Below are 14,785 nucleotides of genomic sequence, written 5' to 3'. Positions count from 1 at the left end.
CACGACGTGTCCACGCCCGCTCGCCGCTCATCATCAGCTCTGCTGTCAGGGGTCGCTTCACGCTTTGCGCTGTCGCTCAACCCCTGGTCTATTGCGCTGTTTCTCATCGCGCTGACCGTGGCACTGCCGATTCTGGTGGTTCTGGGCCATATCGTGCTGCCCACCGACGGCATCTGGCAGCACCTGGCCAGCACCGTCCTGCCCCGCTATCTCAGCAATACCTTCTGGCTGGTGCTGTGGGTAGGCCTCGGTACCTTGGTGATTGGCACGGGAACCGCCTGGCTGGTGGTCATGTGCCGCTTTCCCGGCAAGCGCATCTTCGAGTGGGCGCTGCTGCTGCCGCTGGCCGTTCCCACCTACGTGATCGCCTATGCCTACACGGATTTCCTGCAGGTGGCCGGGCCGCTGCAGAGCATGCTGCGGGAGTGGTTCGACTGGCGAGTGGGCGACTACTACTTTCCCAACATTCGCTCGCTGGGGGGCGCCATCACGCTGATCACCTTCGTGCTCTACCCCTACGTCTACCTGCTGGCCAGGGCTTCGTTTCTGGAGCAGTCGGTGTGCGTGCTGGACGTGGGACGCACGCTGGGGCGCGGGCCTTGGCACCTGTTTGGCACCGTGGCCCTGCCCCTGGCGCGGCCTGCGCTGGTGGGCGGCGTGTCGCTGGTCCTGATGGAAACCCTCAATGAGTTCGGGGCGGTGCAATTCTTTGGCGTGGACACCTTCACCACCGGTATCTACCGCACCTGGTTCGGACTGGGCGAGCCGGTGGCAGCCGCACAGCTGGCGGCCTGCCTGCTGACCTTCGTGATCGTGCTGGTACTGCTGGAGCGCTGGTCACGGGGCAAGCGGCGCTACTTCCATACCTCCAGTCGTTACCAGCAGCTGCCCGAGTACCGTCTGCGCGGCTGGCAGGCCACCGGCGCGTTTCTGGCCTGCCTGCTGCCCATCACCATCGGCTTCCTGCTGCCCAGCGGCCTGCTCTTGAACATGGCGATTCGGATTGGCGACAGCCTGTTCGGCACGCGGTTCATCGGCTTCGCCCTGAACAGCCTCTCGCTGTCGGCCATTGCGGCCCTGATTGCGGTGGGGCTGGCGGTGCTGCTGAGCTACGGCGTACGCCTCAACAACTCCCCCAGCGCACGCCTGTTCACCCGCATTGCGGCCATGGGCTACGCCATTCCGGGCTCCGTGGTGGCGGTCGGCATTCTGATTCCCTTTGCCTGGCTGGACCACACCCTCAACTCCTGGCTGCACGCCAACTACGGCAAGATTATCGGGCTGGTCTTCAGCGGCACGGCCTTCATTCTGATCTACGCCTACGTGGTGCGCTTTCTGGCGGTGTCGTTCAATGCCGTGGAAGCCAGCCTGGGCAAGGTCACCCCCAGCATGGATGCCGCCTCGCGCACTCTGGGCCAAACCGCAGGGGGCACGCTGCGACGCATTCATACGCCCCTGATGCGCAGCAGCCTGTTGGCGGCGGGGATTCTGGTCTTCGTCGATGCCATGAAGGAGCTGCCGGCCACCATCATCCTGCGGCCGTTCAACTTCGATACGCTGGCGGTTCGCGCCCATAACCTGGCGTCGGACGAGCGGCTGGCGGAGGCCTCCACGGCCTCGCTGACCATCGTGGTGGTGGGGATTCTACCGGTGATTCTCCTCAGCCTGGCCATGCGCCGAGCGCGCCCCGGCAGCCAGGCCGAGTAAGTTCAAACATACGTCTTCCCGCGCCTCAGCGTGGGAAGATGAAGACCTGGGAGTGGTCCAGATCGATGTCGATGGGCTGGCCCTCCTGGGGCAGGAACACCCCAGGTACCCGGGCATGCAGGTGCGCTTCCTGGCCATCGTTGCCATGGGCACACAGGTGGATCAGGCTGGTGCGGCCCAGCAGCTTGGCCATGACCACGTGGCTATGGCTGTGGGCTTCGGCTGGCAGGTCTCGCTCCTGAATGCGCAGCGCCTCGGGGCGAATCATCACCTGCACGTCACTGCCTTCCGGCAGCCAGCTGGCATCCACTGCGCCCACGGGGGTCTGCACTCGCCCGCCTTGCACCACTCCCGCCAGCTCGTTGACCTCGCCAAAGAAGGTCACCACGAAGGGGTCGATGGGCGCACAGTAAAGCTCGCGAGGCGTGCCGGTCTGGACGATCTTGCCATCGCGCATCAGTGCGATGCGGTCCGCCATGAACATCGCCTCTTCCGGGTCGTGGGTCACCAGCAGCGTGGCCGAACCCAGCTTTTTCAACACGTGCAGCGTGTCGTCTCGGATACGATCCCGCAGCCGGGCATCCAGGCTGGAAAAGGGCTCGTCCAGCAGCATCAGCCGCGGCGTAGGCGCCAGCGCGCGGGCCAGCGCGACACGCTGCTGCTGGCCTCCCGACAGCATGTGCGGGTAAGTCTCGGCATAGGCGGCCATGCCCAGCTGGTCCAACAGCTCCAAAGCACGCGCGCGGCGCTGGCTGGAGGGCAGCTGTTTCAGGCCAAAGGTGACGTTTTCCAACACGCTCAGATGGGGAAACAGCGCCGAATCCTGGAACGCCAGGCCCACGTTGCGCTTTTCGGGCGGCACATGGCGCTTGCCAGGGGCCGCGATGGCCTGCCCGTCCAGGCTGACCTCGCCTTCCTGCACCACCTCCAGGCCTGCCGCGATACGCAGCAGGGTGGTCTTGCCGCAGCCGGAAGGGCCCAGCAGGCACACCACTTCGCCCTGGCCGATCTCCAGGTCGATGCCCTTGACCACCTTGTTGGCTGCAAACGTGTGCTCGACACCCCGCAGCGACAGCGCCGCCGCCGGTGCTGCCACCTCTGAAAATGACACCGTTGCCGTCATTCGTTCACCCATGGTTAGTGCGCAGCGCAGATGCCTGACTGCGAACACGGTTGAAAGTTATTTGCATTCTATTTTCTATTGGCGGCAGATGCACGTACATGCACAAAAAGTGTTGCGTGTCATTAGCATTTCGCTTGACGTCCATGGAACAAGACGTTTCAATAGGCGCAGTTTGCCAATGCAACTTATTATCATAAACATTTAGGGTGTATGTTATGAAAAAGGCACGTCTTGCAGTCTCTGTCGCCGCCGTCATGGCTGGCTCGGCATTTGCCAGCAGCACACTGGCCAACGAGGTCAACATCTACTCCGCTCGCCACTACGACTCAGACGAGATTCTGTACAACGCGTTCACCGAAGAAACGGGTATCAAGGTGAATGTGCTGGAAGGCGACGCCAATCAGTTGATGGAGCGTATGCAGCGTGAAGGCGTGGCCAGCCCTGCCGACGTCATGCTGACCGTGGATGCCGGCAACCTGTGGCGTGCCGAGCAGGATGGCCTGTTCCAGGCCGTGGATTCCGACGTGCTGAACGAGCGCCTGCCGGAATCCATGCGTCATCCCGAAGGCATGTGGTTTGGCTTCAGCCAGCGCGCACGGGTGATTTTCTACAACCGTGAGAACTTCGACCCGAGCCAGATCGCTACTTATGAAGACCTGGCCGACCCGCAGTTCGAAGGCAAGATCTGTATCCGCTCTTCCAACAACATCTACAACCAGTCTCTGTTGGCCTCGATGATCGAGCACCACGGTGCGGAAGAAGCGCAAGAGTGGGCACAGGGCGTGGTCAACAACCTGGCGCGCAACCCGGAAGGCGGTGATACCGACCAGATTCTGGGCGTGGCCAGCGGCGAATGCGAGCTGGGCGTGGCCAACCACTACTACTATGTTCGTCTGCTGCACTCCAGCGAAGCTTCCGACCGCGAAGCCGCCCGTAAAGTGGGCGTGATCTTCCCGAACCAGGATGATCGCGGCACGCACATCAACGTGGGTGGTGCAGGTCTGGTCGCCAACGCGCAGAACGCCGAGAACGGTATCCGCTTCCTCGAGTTCCTGGCTTCCGACCAGGCCCAGGAAGTGCTGGCCGAGCGTAACTACGAGTTCCCGGTGGTCGATGGCGTGAAGAAGAACCCGGTTCTGGAGTCCTGGGGCGACTTCCAGCGCGACGAAGTGAACATCAGCGAGCTGGGTAACAACAACCCGGAAGCCGTACGCATTTTCGACCGCGTCAACTGGCGCTAAGCGCTGGCCCAAGCAGTATGCAAAACCCCACCTCAAGGTGGGGTTTTTTGTGGATGGCCAGTCAGCCAGGGTTTGAACGGCGCCTGGTACGCTTCTTACTTTAGTGTGCTTCGTCCCAGTTGGCGCCGCTCTGGGCTTCCACGATCAGCGGTACGCTCAGTGTGGCCGCCGACTGCATCCGTGCACTGACCTCCTCGATGAACGCGTCTACCTGAGCTTCAGCCACCTCGAACACCAGTTCGTCGTGCACCTGCATGACCATCAGGGCATCGAACGCGCCTTCCGCCAGCCACGCATCCACGTCGATCATCGCCTGCTTGATGATGTCTGCCGCCGTGCCCTGCATGGGCGCGTTGATTGCGGTGCGCTCGGCCCCCTGGCGGCGGTTGCGGTTCTGCGAGTGGATCTCGGGCAGGTAGAGCCGCCGCCCCATGACGGTCTCGACGAAGCCGTTGTCGGCAGCCTGACTGCGAATGCGGTCCATGTAGCGGGCAACGCCGGGGTAACGGTCGAAGTAGCGGTCGATGTAGGTCTGCGCCTGCTGGCGTTCGAGATGCAGCTGACGCGACAGCCCCCAGGCGCTCATGCCATAGATCAGACCGAAGTTGATCGCCTTGGCACTGCGGCGCTGGTCGGCGGTGACCTTGTCCAGCGCGGTGCCAAACACTTCGGCGGCGGTGGCGGTATGAATGTCGCGGCCCTGTTCGAAGGCTTCCAGCAGCCCCTTGTCTTCCGACAGGTGGGCCATGATGCGCAGCTCGATCTGCGAGTAGTCCGCGGCCACGATGCGATACCCGGGGCGGGCCACGAAGGCCTGGCGAATCTTGCGCCCCTCTTCGGTACGAATCGGGATGTTCTGCAGGTTCGGGTCCGACGAGGAGAGCCGCCCGGTGGCGGTCACCGCCTGGTGATAGCTGGTGTGCACGCGGCCGGTTTTCTTGTTCAACAGGCGCGGCAGCTTGTCGGTATAGGTGGACTTCAGCTTGGCCAGGCCACGGTGCTGCATGATCACCTTGGGCAAGGGGTAGTCCAGCGCCAGCTCTTCCAGCACGGCTTCGGCGGTGGAAGGCGCGCCCTTGGGCGTTTTCTTGATGACCGGAATCTTCTGCTCTTCGAACAGAATCTGGCCCAGCTGCTTGGGGGACCCCAGGTTGAACTCGCGGCCCGCCAGCTCGAAGGCTTCACTTTCAAGCTCGCGAATACGCTGCTCCAGCTGCTGGCTCTGCTGGTGCAGGCGCTCGGCATCCAGCGCCACCCCGTTACGCTCGATCCGCGACAGCACCTTGATCAGCGGCAGCTCCAGATGATCGAGCACCTCGGCCAGGCGGCCTTCCTGCTCGACCTGCGGGCGCAGCGTCTGCTGCAGGCGCAGGGTAATGTCCACGTCTTCGCAGGCGTAGGGCGCGGCCTGTTCCAGAGCTATCTGGTTGAAGGTGAGCTGCTTGGCGCCTTTCCCGGCAATCTCCTCGAAGGAGATGGTCTTTTCCCCCAGGTACTTGAGGGCCAGCGAGTCCATGTCGTGGCGGGTCGCGGTGGAGTTGAGCACGTAGGACGCCAGCATGGTATCGGCAAACGGCCCCGTGACGTGAATATCCTCGTTGGCCAATACGGAAATATCGTACTTGAGGTTCTGGCCGATCTTGGTTTTGCCGGGATCTTCCAGCAGCGGCTTGAGCGCCTCGAGAACGCTGCGGCGGTCGAGCTGGGCAGGCGCATCCAGATAGTCGTGGGCCAGCGGGATATAGGCCGCTTCACCGGGCTCCAGCGCCAGGCCGACCCCGACGATCTCGGCGTCCATGTAGTTGAGGCTGGTGGTTTCCAGATCGAAGCAGAAGCGCTCGGCGCTGCGCAGCCGCTCAAGCCACGCGTCCAGCTCGACCTGCTCGGTGATCACGTGGTCGTGGCGTGGGCCAGGGGCCGTGCCCGACGCCACCTGCTCGGCCTGCGGGGCTGGCTGGCCGCCGCTGACGTCGTCCACGCCCTCGTCCTTGCCCTCCAGCAGCTCCGCCAGCCACTGCTTGAACTCCATCTCCTTGTAGAGCGCCACCAGCGCTTCCCGATCCGGGTGGGCGATCTCCAGGTCGTCCAGCCCTACGGGCAGGTCGCAGTCGACCTTGATGGTGGCCAGCCGATAGGAGAGAAACGCCTGTTCGCGGTGCTCTTCCAGTTTCTTGGGGAGTGTCTTGGCTCCTCGAAAGCCCAGCGTGGTGACTCGTTCCAGGTCGCCATAGATGGTCTCCAGCCCGCCACCCATGCCTTGCAGCAGGCCAATGGCGGTTTTTTCTCCTACGCCGGGCACGCCAGGAATGTTGTCCACCTTGTCGCCCATCAGCGCAAGGAAGTCGATGATCAGCGCAGGCGGCAGCCCAAACTTCTCCTCGACACCGGCCTCATCCAAGGTCTCTTCCTTCATGGTATTGACCAGCGTGATATGGCGGTTCACCAGCTGGGCCATGTCCTTGTCGCCGGTGGAGATCACGGCGTCGCGCCCGGCCTGGGTGGCGTGATGCGCCAGCGTGCCGATGACATCGTCGGCTTCGACGCCTTCGATGCACAGCAGCGGCAGCCCCAGCGCTTTCACGCAGGCGTGTAGCGGTTCGATCTGGCTACGCAGGTCATCGGGCATCGGCGGGCGGTGGGACTTGTAATCGCTGTACATGTCGTCGCGAAACGTCTTGCCTGGCGCATCGAAGACCACCGCCATGGGGCTATCGGGGTAGTCCTTGATCAGCCGCTTGAGCATGTTCAGCACGCCTTTCACGGCGCCCGTGGGCTGGCCGTTGGAGTTCGTCAGCGGCGGCAGCGCGTGGAACGCACGGTAAAGGTACGAAGAGCCATCAACTAGCACGATAGGGGCACGGGCCATAACCAGATTCCATAGTCAGCAGAACAGTAAGAGCGTCTATTCTTCAATGATACGCGTTCGGCGGCGCGACTGCAGAAAAGCACTGCGAAAGCGACCCTTCACCGTTCACAGCGCTGCCAACTGACGCGCCAAGCCGCTACAATGACCGGCTTAGCAACCTGGGCGAGATTCTCATGGCTGTATTTACTCCGCTGAGCGACGCACAGGTCGCCGCGTTTCTGGAAAAATTCGATGTTGGCAGCCTGGTGTCCCTTCAGGGCGTGGCAGGCGGCACGGAAAACTCGACGTTTTTCGTGACCACCGAGCGCCGCGAGATGGTGCTCACGCTGTTCGAACAAGGCGAGCACGAAGAGCTGCCGTTCTTCGTCGAGCTGCTGGACTACCTGGATGAACACGGCCTGCCCGTACCGGGCACCATTCATGACCGCGAAGGGGTGGCGCTGCACAGCCTGGCGGGCAAACCGGCCCTGCTGTTCCCGCGCTTGCCCGGCAAGCACCCCACCGCCCCCAACCTGGTCCAGTGCCAGGCGCTGGGCAGCGCGCTGGGGCGTATGCACAAGGTCTCGCAGCATTTCCCGGGGCATCGTCCCAACCCCCGCGATCTGCACTGGCTGCGCGCCGTGCATCACAAGGTGCTGACCTACATCAGCCCCGACGACCAGACCCTGATGAAAAACGAGGTCGATGATTTCGAGACCGCGTTCAGCCAGTATGGCGCGCTGCCCCAGGGGGCGCTGCACGGAGACCTGTTCCGTGACAACACCCTGTATGAAGGCGACCGCCTGGGCGGCATCATCGACTTCTACAATGGCTGCACCGGCGACCTGCTGTTCGACCTGGCCATCGTCATCAACGACTGGGCCTCCAACGAGGACGGCAGCCTGAACGCCGAGCGCTATCAGGCGATTTTGAGTGCCTACCAGGCACGCCGCCCACTGACCGACACCGAGCGGGCCCTGTGGCCCACCATGCTGCGCTTGACGGCGTTGCGCTACTGGCTGTCGCGCCTGCTGGTGGTGTATGTGGACCCGCCTGCCCATGACCTGACCCCCCACGACCCCGAGCGTTTCCGCGTGATTCTCAAGGCACGCATCGCGCTGGGGGCACTCCCTATCCCGGAGGCTTCCTGATGAGTGACATGGCCGCAACCAGCAGCCCCGCCGTACGCGCCCGTCGTACCTGGAACATGGACCAGTGGGGCAGCGGTTACTTCGATGTCGATGACCACGGCCAGGCGCTGGTGCGCCCCCTGGGCAGCGATGCCGAAGGCCCTGCCCTGCCGATCAGCGCGCTGGTTCGCCAGCTGCAGCAGGCCGGCCTGCGCTTACCGGTGCTGGTACGCTTCAGTGACATTCTTCACGATCGCGTCGAGCAGCTGTGTGGCGCCTTCGACGCCGCCATGCAGGATGTGGCCTATGAAGGCGGCTACACGGCAGTGTACCCGATCAAGGTCAACCAGCAGCGCCGCGTGGTCGAAGAGATTCTGGCCACCTCGGAGCGGGGCAACGGTCGCGTAGGGCTCGAAGCGGGCAGCAAGCCCGAGCTGCTGGCCGTCCTGGCGCTCTCCGACGGCGGTTCGTCGCTGATCGTCTGCAACGGCTATAAAGACCGCGAATACGTGCGCCTGGCGCTGTTGGGCGAGAAGCTGGGCCACCGCGTCTATCTGGTGGTGGAAAAACTCTCCGAGCTGGACCTGATTCTGGAAGAAGCCCGGGAGCTGGACGTGACGCCGCGCATCGGCCTGCGCGCGCGCCTGGCCTCGGTAGGCAAAGGCAAGTGGCAGAACACCGGTGGCGAAAAGTCCAAGTTTGGCCTCACCGCCAGCCAGATCCTGGAAGTCGTGGACACCCTGCGCGCCCAGGACGCCCTGGCCAGCCTGCAGCTGGTGCACTTCCACCTGGGCTCCCAGATCGCCAACATCCGCGACATTCAGCGCGGCCTGCGCGAATGTGCGCGCTTCTACCAGAACCTGATGGCGCTGGGCGCCCCCATCGACACCGTGGACGTGGGTGGCGGCCTGGGGATCGACTACGAAGGCACCCGCTCGCGCAGCTACTGCTCGGCCAACTACTCCATGCAGGAGTACGCGCGCAACGTGGTCAGCGCCTTCGCTCAGCTGTGCCAGGAAGCCGACTTGCCACAGCCACACCTGATCAGTGAATCCGGCCGCTCGTTGACCGCTCACCATGCGGTGCTGATCACCAACGTGATCGGTGAAGAGCGTATCGACCACACCCCGCCGGTGCGCAGCGTTACCGACGACCCCCAGGTGGATGAGCTGTGGCGCGTGCTGGACCAGCTGGCCGAACACCAGGAGCCCAGGGTGCTGGTCGAAGCCTGGCACGACCTGCTGCAAGCCGTCAGCGAGCTTCAGGATCGTTTCGTACTGGGCTTGAGCAGCATCAGCGCCCGCGCCGAAGGCGAACGCCTCTACATGGCTGCCTGCGCGCGCCTGCGGGGCAAGCTCGATACCCGCAACCGTGCCCACCGGGAAATCATGGACGAGCTGGCCGAGAAACTGGCCGACAAGCTGTTCGTCAATTTCTCGCTGTTCCAGTCGGTGCCGGATGTCTGGGGGATCGAGCAGATTTTCCCGGTGCTGCCACTCAGCGGGCTGGACAAGGCGCCCACTCGCCGCGCGGTGATTCAGGACATCACCTGTGACTCCGACGGCCGCATTGACAGCTACGTGGACGGCCAGGGCGTCGAGAGCACGCTACCGCTGCCGGAATGGGCCAACGATGACGAGCGCTGGCTGGGCTTTTTCCTGGTGGGTGCCTACCAGGAGATTCTCGGCGATCTGCACAACCTGTTCGGCGATACCGACTCGGTGGATGCCGCGCTGGGCGCCGACGGCGAGTGGGTACTCTCCAACCCGCAGGCTGGCGACACCGTGGCGGACGTGCTGGCCTACGTCAATTTCGATGCCCGCGTCCTGAAGCAGAAGCTGACCGAACAGCTGGTGACCAGCGGCTTCTCGGCCGAAGAGCAGGCGCACTTTGCCGCCAGCCTGACCGAAGGGCTGGAAGGCTACACTTATCTGGAGTAACGCTCTGGGGTAAGGGGGAGGAGTAAGGGGGCAGGAGCCCCCTTCTCGCCTGACATTCCAGCATAAAAAAAGCCACCGTTGCCCAGGCAGCGGTGGCTTTCGACGTTCAGCCGGTGGGGTCGTTTATTCGACCACGCTGGTGTTGATCTCCAGCCCGCCGGTGAGCGTGAAGCGCAGTGATGCGCCGCGAGTCAGCTCACCCACCCCAGCAGGCGTGCCGGTCAGGATGACATCGCCGGGCTCCAGGGTGAAATGACGGCTCATTTCCGCGACCAGCGTCGGGATCGCAAAGATCATGTCCGAGCCTTCGCCGTGCTGGCGCTCCTCGCCGTCGATTTCCAGCGTGAAGCTCAGCGCGTTCCAGTTGGGCACGCGGCTCAACGGCAGGAACGGTGACAGCGGGCAAGCCCCATCAAAGGCCTTGGCGATTTCCCAAGGATGGCCTTTCTCTTTCAACGTGGTTTGCACATCGCGCAGCGTCAAATCCATCGCCAGGCCGATCCCGGCAATGGCACGCTCCGCTTCATCCTGAGTGGCGTGGGTCAGGGTTTCCCCTACCAGCAGCGCCAGCTCGACTTCATAATGCACTTCACCGCGTGAAAACGGCGGGTCCAGCGGCTTGGTCAAATCCACCACGCTGGTGGCCGGCTTGATGAACAGCAGCGGTTCACTGGGAACCGGGTTGTCCAGTTCCTTCGCGTGGTCGGCGTAGTTGCGGCCTACACACACGACTTTGCCCAGCGCGTGGGGAAACTCCTGGCCATCGGTAAACTGTGGAACAAAACGCATGGCGGGTATTCTCCTTCTCATTATGCGTGCCGCATTCGCAACGACAGGCGCACTAGTCTACCCCACCCTTGCGCTTGTTCCACAACCTTCCCGCTGCTTTTCTTGCACCCTGGCTTATGTTCCCAAAGCACGTAAACGTTTAAACGCCCGGCTGCCAAGGCTGGTCAGGCCCATGGGCCAGAAACGCTGGGCGCTGTTTGGGGGCGGCAAACGGCGCACCGCAGCGGTTGTCCGGCCGATTGAACACGAAAAAGACATTGCTGCGCGGGTCCGGTGACAGGTTCGCATTGGAAGCGTGCAGCGTGTTGCAATCGAACAGCAGCAAGCCCCCTGCTCGCCCCTTCGGCGCTTCGATGCCGTACTGGTCGACCATGTAACGCAGTGCCTCCGGGCTTGGCACCCCGACCTCCTGGGCTTTCAACGAGCTTTTGTGGTTATCCTCGGGTGTTTCTCCAAGGCAGGGCACGAACGCTTTGTGCGACCCTGGAATCAGCATCAACGGGCCGTTGAACTCGTGGTTATCGGTGAGAATCAGCGACGCACTGACCGCATGCATGTTGGGCATACCGTCTTCGGCGTGCCAGGTCTCGAAATCCGAGTGCCAGTTGAACCCCTTGCCTGCAAAGCCGGGCTTGTAGTTGATGCGCGACTGATGCACGTAAGGGTCGTCACCGATGATCTGACGTGCCGCCCCTGCCAGCCGCTCGTCGTTGGCCAGCGCCCCCAAACGGGAAGAGAGATGGTGCACGGCGAACAGCGAACGAATCTCCTGGCTTTCCGGCTCGGTGATGCTGAACTCCCGCTCGCGGTAAGCATCGTTGCTCATCAACGACTCGATTTCATCGCGAAGCGCATCCAGCTCGTCGCCATGGATCAGGTCTGGAATAAACAGATAGCCCTTGCGCTCGAACTCATCCAGCTGCGCCTGGGTAAGCGGCCCCGGCAGCGCACGCCCTTTGACCACGTCGTCACGGCGTGCCTGGGTCAACGATGCCGGCGCGGTGGCCAGCCGAGTAGGATAGAGGTCCACTCGCGTATTGCTGGCAGAAGGGGTATCTGCTATGTCGCTGTACTGCTTGTGGGCCGTCAGGTTTTTGAGAGGTGTATTGCCGACTGTCATCTAATCCACTCCTTGTATGATTAAATTTCAGTTAAAACGTGTCTCATTCAGAAACACAGTGCAGAGAGAAGCCTAGCCCACGCATGACGGCTTGCAACCCTTGGGAACCACGCTCATAACGTGCGTTATGACATTTTTTTCATGCTCATGGAGACCCCGTTGAGGCCCACTGCAGCAACCACCCTGCGCACAGCGGACTACGGGCGAATTTCAATGTTTGATAAACATCGGCCCAAAAAAAGCGCCGCTCGAAGGAAGCAGCGCGGGTGGCGGGCGAGGGACGTGCGCTAACCCAGGCATATATGGCCGTAGATGAAATCCCGGTCGAAGCCCGTATTACGCGCCATCTCTTCCGGCTGCAGCAGCTTGATGCTGCTACGCGTCTTGCGGATCAGCTTCTTCTGCTCCAACGCGGTCATGCAGCGGCTGACGTGCACGCTGGTCATGCCCAGAAGCTCTCCTACGATGTCCTGGGTCACCGGAAAGGAGAATACGTTGCTGTTCAGCAGGCCTTTGAAATTGAATCGCGCATAGACTTCCAACAAGAAGTGCGCCACTCGCTCTTCTGACCGATGATGCGTACAACTTCGCAAACGCTCGATGGTAATATTGTCGTTGACCATGACATACGAGGTAATGGCCTTGCGGATTTCGTCGCTGGTTTTAAACAACGCATGCAAATCATCTACCGATACTTTTTCCAACTTGCAATGTGTCAGCGAGAGAATCACGATATCGTGACTTTCAAAAAAGCTTTCTCGCATTCCGATAATATCGCCCGGCATGAAGACGTTACAAATATCTTGCCCACGTGTAGAAGTGGCATGGGATAGACTTGCCCAGCCCTCTTTCACCACGAAGATATCGGCACGCCCCTCGCATAGCGAAAAGACTTTCTGGTTTCTCTTCAGCTCGACAGGTTTTTGTCGAACGTTGGCCAAGGCCTCCAGTGACTCTGCCCCCAGCTCACCGTACAGCCCCAACACTTCACCAATACTTATACAACCACCCTCGGCCCCCAGGGGGCCCGGCAAACCATTGCGACTTCTATCTTCCACTAGATTATACTCTTCTGCAGTAACCTTATTCATCTCTACACTCCTTTGTAGTTAGACAAATGCTATACTCACCCGGAATTGTTTATAATTTCTATACACTAAAAGGAAGATAACGCGACAAAAATATAGACAACTATAAACATACAAACAAGAAACTTTCATAGTTTGCGCTATCAAACGCCAAGAAACCCATCATGATTAACATTTGTTAAGAAAAACACGCAAACCCTAAAAAACCTTAATAACATAACACTACATTGAACCTGCCCAATATCGGCATCAAACCATCAGAACTTTCTTTGTGAAAACGGTCCACTAAAACACTCGACATAAAACCACCAACAAAACACCCCCTCTTCCAGCAACATTACAGAAACATCCAAAAACATTCACTCCTGTAGCTTTAACGCACCTCTGCCACATACATTAATTTTAAAACTGACGACTTATAATAGACTAGCCAATAAACTTTTCATTTCATAATCTTCATCACGGCGACAAGGATCTCACGCCTAACGTTACCTGATGGAGCAGGCCATGAAACGCAATGTCTTTATTATCGCTCTGGAAGAAAAGCAACAAAAAGCACTACAAACATTAAGAGATAGAAAGTCTCTGGAACTGCATGGGCTATTGACCGTCGAAAGCGCGGTCGAGGCACCCAATGTCTCATTCAACCAGTTATTGAAACGAGTCGAAAAACAGCTCTCGGCATTTCCCGGCACCATTGATGCCATCATTGCCCAATGGGACTTCCCTACCAGCGTCATGGTGCCCCTGCTGTGCCAGCAGTATCAAATCCCCTCTCCTTCGCTCACCAGCGTCTTGAAGTGCGAGCACAAGCTGTGGAGCCGTATCGAGCAGCAACACGTCATTCCTGAGGTGGTGCCCGATTTTTGCGGCCTCGACCCGTTCGCCGAAGAGCCACTGGCACAGGTCACCCTGCCCTTTCCGTTCTGGCTCAAGCCGGTCAAGGCCTTTTCTTCCCACCTGGGCTTCAAGATCGAGAATGAGGCAGATTTTCACCATGCCATCGGCGAGATTCGCCAGGGCATTCGTCAGTTGGGCGATGCCTTCAACGAAGCGCTGGCCTACGCCGAGCTGCCCGATGACATCGCCCACCTGGGAGGCAATGCGTGCATCGCGGAGTCGCTGATCAGCGGTGTCCAGGCCGCGCCGGAGGGGTCTGTCTTCCAGGGCGAGTTCAATGTGCACGGCATCATTGCTCAGCCCAAGGCAGAGCACTCGGCGTCTCTGTTCGACCGGCTGGAGTATCCCAGCCATTTGCCCGAGCACGTGCATCACAAGATGGTGGATACCGCCAAGCGCTTTTTGACCCACATCGGTTACAACAATGGCTGCTTCAATGCCGAGTTCATGTGGGACGAGGCTCGCCAGCAGCTCTGGCTGATCGAGTTCAACACCCGCATTTCGCAGTCCCATAGCGATATTTTCGTGCTGGTGGACGGCATGTCCAATCACGAGATCGCCGTGGACATTGCGCTGGGCCAACGCCCTTCCCTGCTCAGCCGCCAGGGCGTCGCGCCCGTGGCGGCCAAATGCTTCATTCCATACCCCCACGAGGATGGCGTGGTCAAACGCATCCCCAGCCCTGCCGAGATTGCCGAGCTGCAAGCTCGCCTACCCCACACGGAGGTGCTCATCGATGTCGCCCCCGGCCAGCAGCTCAGCCAGCTGATGCACCAGGACAGCTTCTGCTACCGCCTGGGCACGTTGCATCTCACCGGCACGACCCATGAAGAAATAGAGGAGCGCTATCAATACTGCCTGGACTTTCTCAATTTCGAGATCGAACCGATCCGCCGATAAGG

10 protein-coding genes are annotated in these 14,785 nt (G+C 60.8%); 5 read left to right on the top strand and 5 right to left on the bottom strand.

Features of this window, described 5'->3' with window-relative positions:
- Positions 1-6 precede the first annotated feature (6 nt).
- Entirely contained in the window at positions 7-1,707 is a 1,701-nt protein-coding gene (locus FEU76_RS00220) for an ABC transporter permease (protein WP_039182805.1), read from the top strand.
- A 25-nt stretch (positions 1,708-1,732) separates the two neighbouring features.
- Here FEU76_RS00220 and FEU76_RS00215 read toward each other — a convergent pair whose 3' ends face one another.
- Positions 1,733-2,830 carry an ABC transporter ATP-binding protein gene (locus FEU76_RS00215; protein ID WP_096921506.1) on the bottom strand — a complete coding sequence of 366 codons (1,098 nt, stop codon included), beginning with the start codon at positions 2,828-2,830 and terminating at the stop codon, positions 1,733-1,735.
- A 215-nt stretch (positions 2,831-3,045) separates the two neighbouring features.
- Here FEU76_RS00215 and FEU76_RS00210 point away from each other — a divergent pair, with 215 nt between their 5' ends.
- Positions 3,046-4,071 (top strand): Fe(3+) ABC transporter substrate-binding protein, encoded by a 1,026-nt coding sequence (locus FEU76_RS00210; protein WP_039182799.1) that lies wholly within the window; start codon positions 3,046-3,048, stop codon positions 4,069-4,071.
- A gap of 100 nt (positions 4,072-4,171) precedes the next feature.
- Here the strand turns inward: FEU76_RS00210 and polA are convergent, their stop codons facing one another.
- Complete coding sequence (gene polA / locus FEU76_RS00205) at positions 4,172-6,937, bottom strand: DNA polymerase I (protein ID WP_144979454.1); 2,766 nt, start codon at positions 6,935-6,937, stop codon at positions 4,172-4,174.
- 173 nt (positions 6,938-7,110) lie between these two features.
- Between polA and FEU76_RS00200 the strand changes: the two genes are divergently transcribed.
- Entirely contained in the window at positions 7,111-8,067 is a 957-nt protein-coding gene (locus FEU76_RS00200; RefSeq protein ID WP_096921507.1) for a homoserine kinase, read from the top strand.
- Positions 8,068-8,075: 8 nt separating this feature from the next.
- Positions 8,076-9,986 (top strand): biosynthetic arginine decarboxylase, encoded by a 1,911-nt coding sequence (gene speA / locus FEU76_RS00195; protein WP_371317415.1) that lies wholly within the window; start codon positions 8,076-8,078, stop codon positions 9,984-9,986.
- A 123-nt stretch (positions 9,987-10,109) separates the two neighbouring features.
- On the opposite strand, the gene FEU76_RS00190 is transcribed toward speA, so the two are convergent.
- The 3 genes from FEU76_RS00190 to FEU76_RS00180 form a co-directional block, all read right to left on the bottom strand.
- Entirely contained in the window at positions 10,110-10,775 is a 666-nt protein-coding gene (locus FEU76_RS00190) for a fumarylacetoacetate hydrolase family protein (protein WP_039182787.1), read from the bottom strand.
- 139 nt (positions 10,776-10,914) lie between these two features.
- The gene (gene thpD / locus FEU76_RS00185) at positions 10,915-11,895 is read right to left on the bottom strand and encodes an ectoine hydroxylase (RefSeq protein WP_144979452.1); all 981 of its coding nucleotides are present in this window, start codon (positions 11,893-11,895) and stop codon (positions 10,915-10,917) included.
- A 287-nt stretch (positions 11,896-12,182) separates the two neighbouring features.
- Positions 12,183-12,986, bottom strand: a complete 804-nt coding sequence (locus FEU76_RS00180) for a Crp/Fnr family transcriptional regulator (protein WP_144979450.1) — start codon at positions 12,984-12,986, stop codon at positions 12,183-12,185.
- 504 nt (positions 12,987-13,490) lie between these two features.
- Here FEU76_RS00180 and FEU76_RS00175 point away from each other — a divergent pair.
- Complete coding sequence (locus FEU76_RS00175) at positions 13,491-14,783, top strand: ATP-grasp domain-containing protein (protein ID WP_144979448.1); 1,293 nt, start codon at positions 13,491-13,493, stop codon at positions 14,781-14,783.
- The last annotated feature ends 2 nt before the right edge of the window (positions 14,784-14,785 follow it).

Source organism: Halomonas sp. C22 (assembly GCF_007655045.1).
Lineage (GTDB): Bacteria > Pseudomonadota > Gammaproteobacteria > Pseudomonadales > Halomonadaceae > Vreelandella > Vreelandella hamiltonii.
This window is presented reverse-complemented; position numbering and strand designations above follow the sequence as displayed.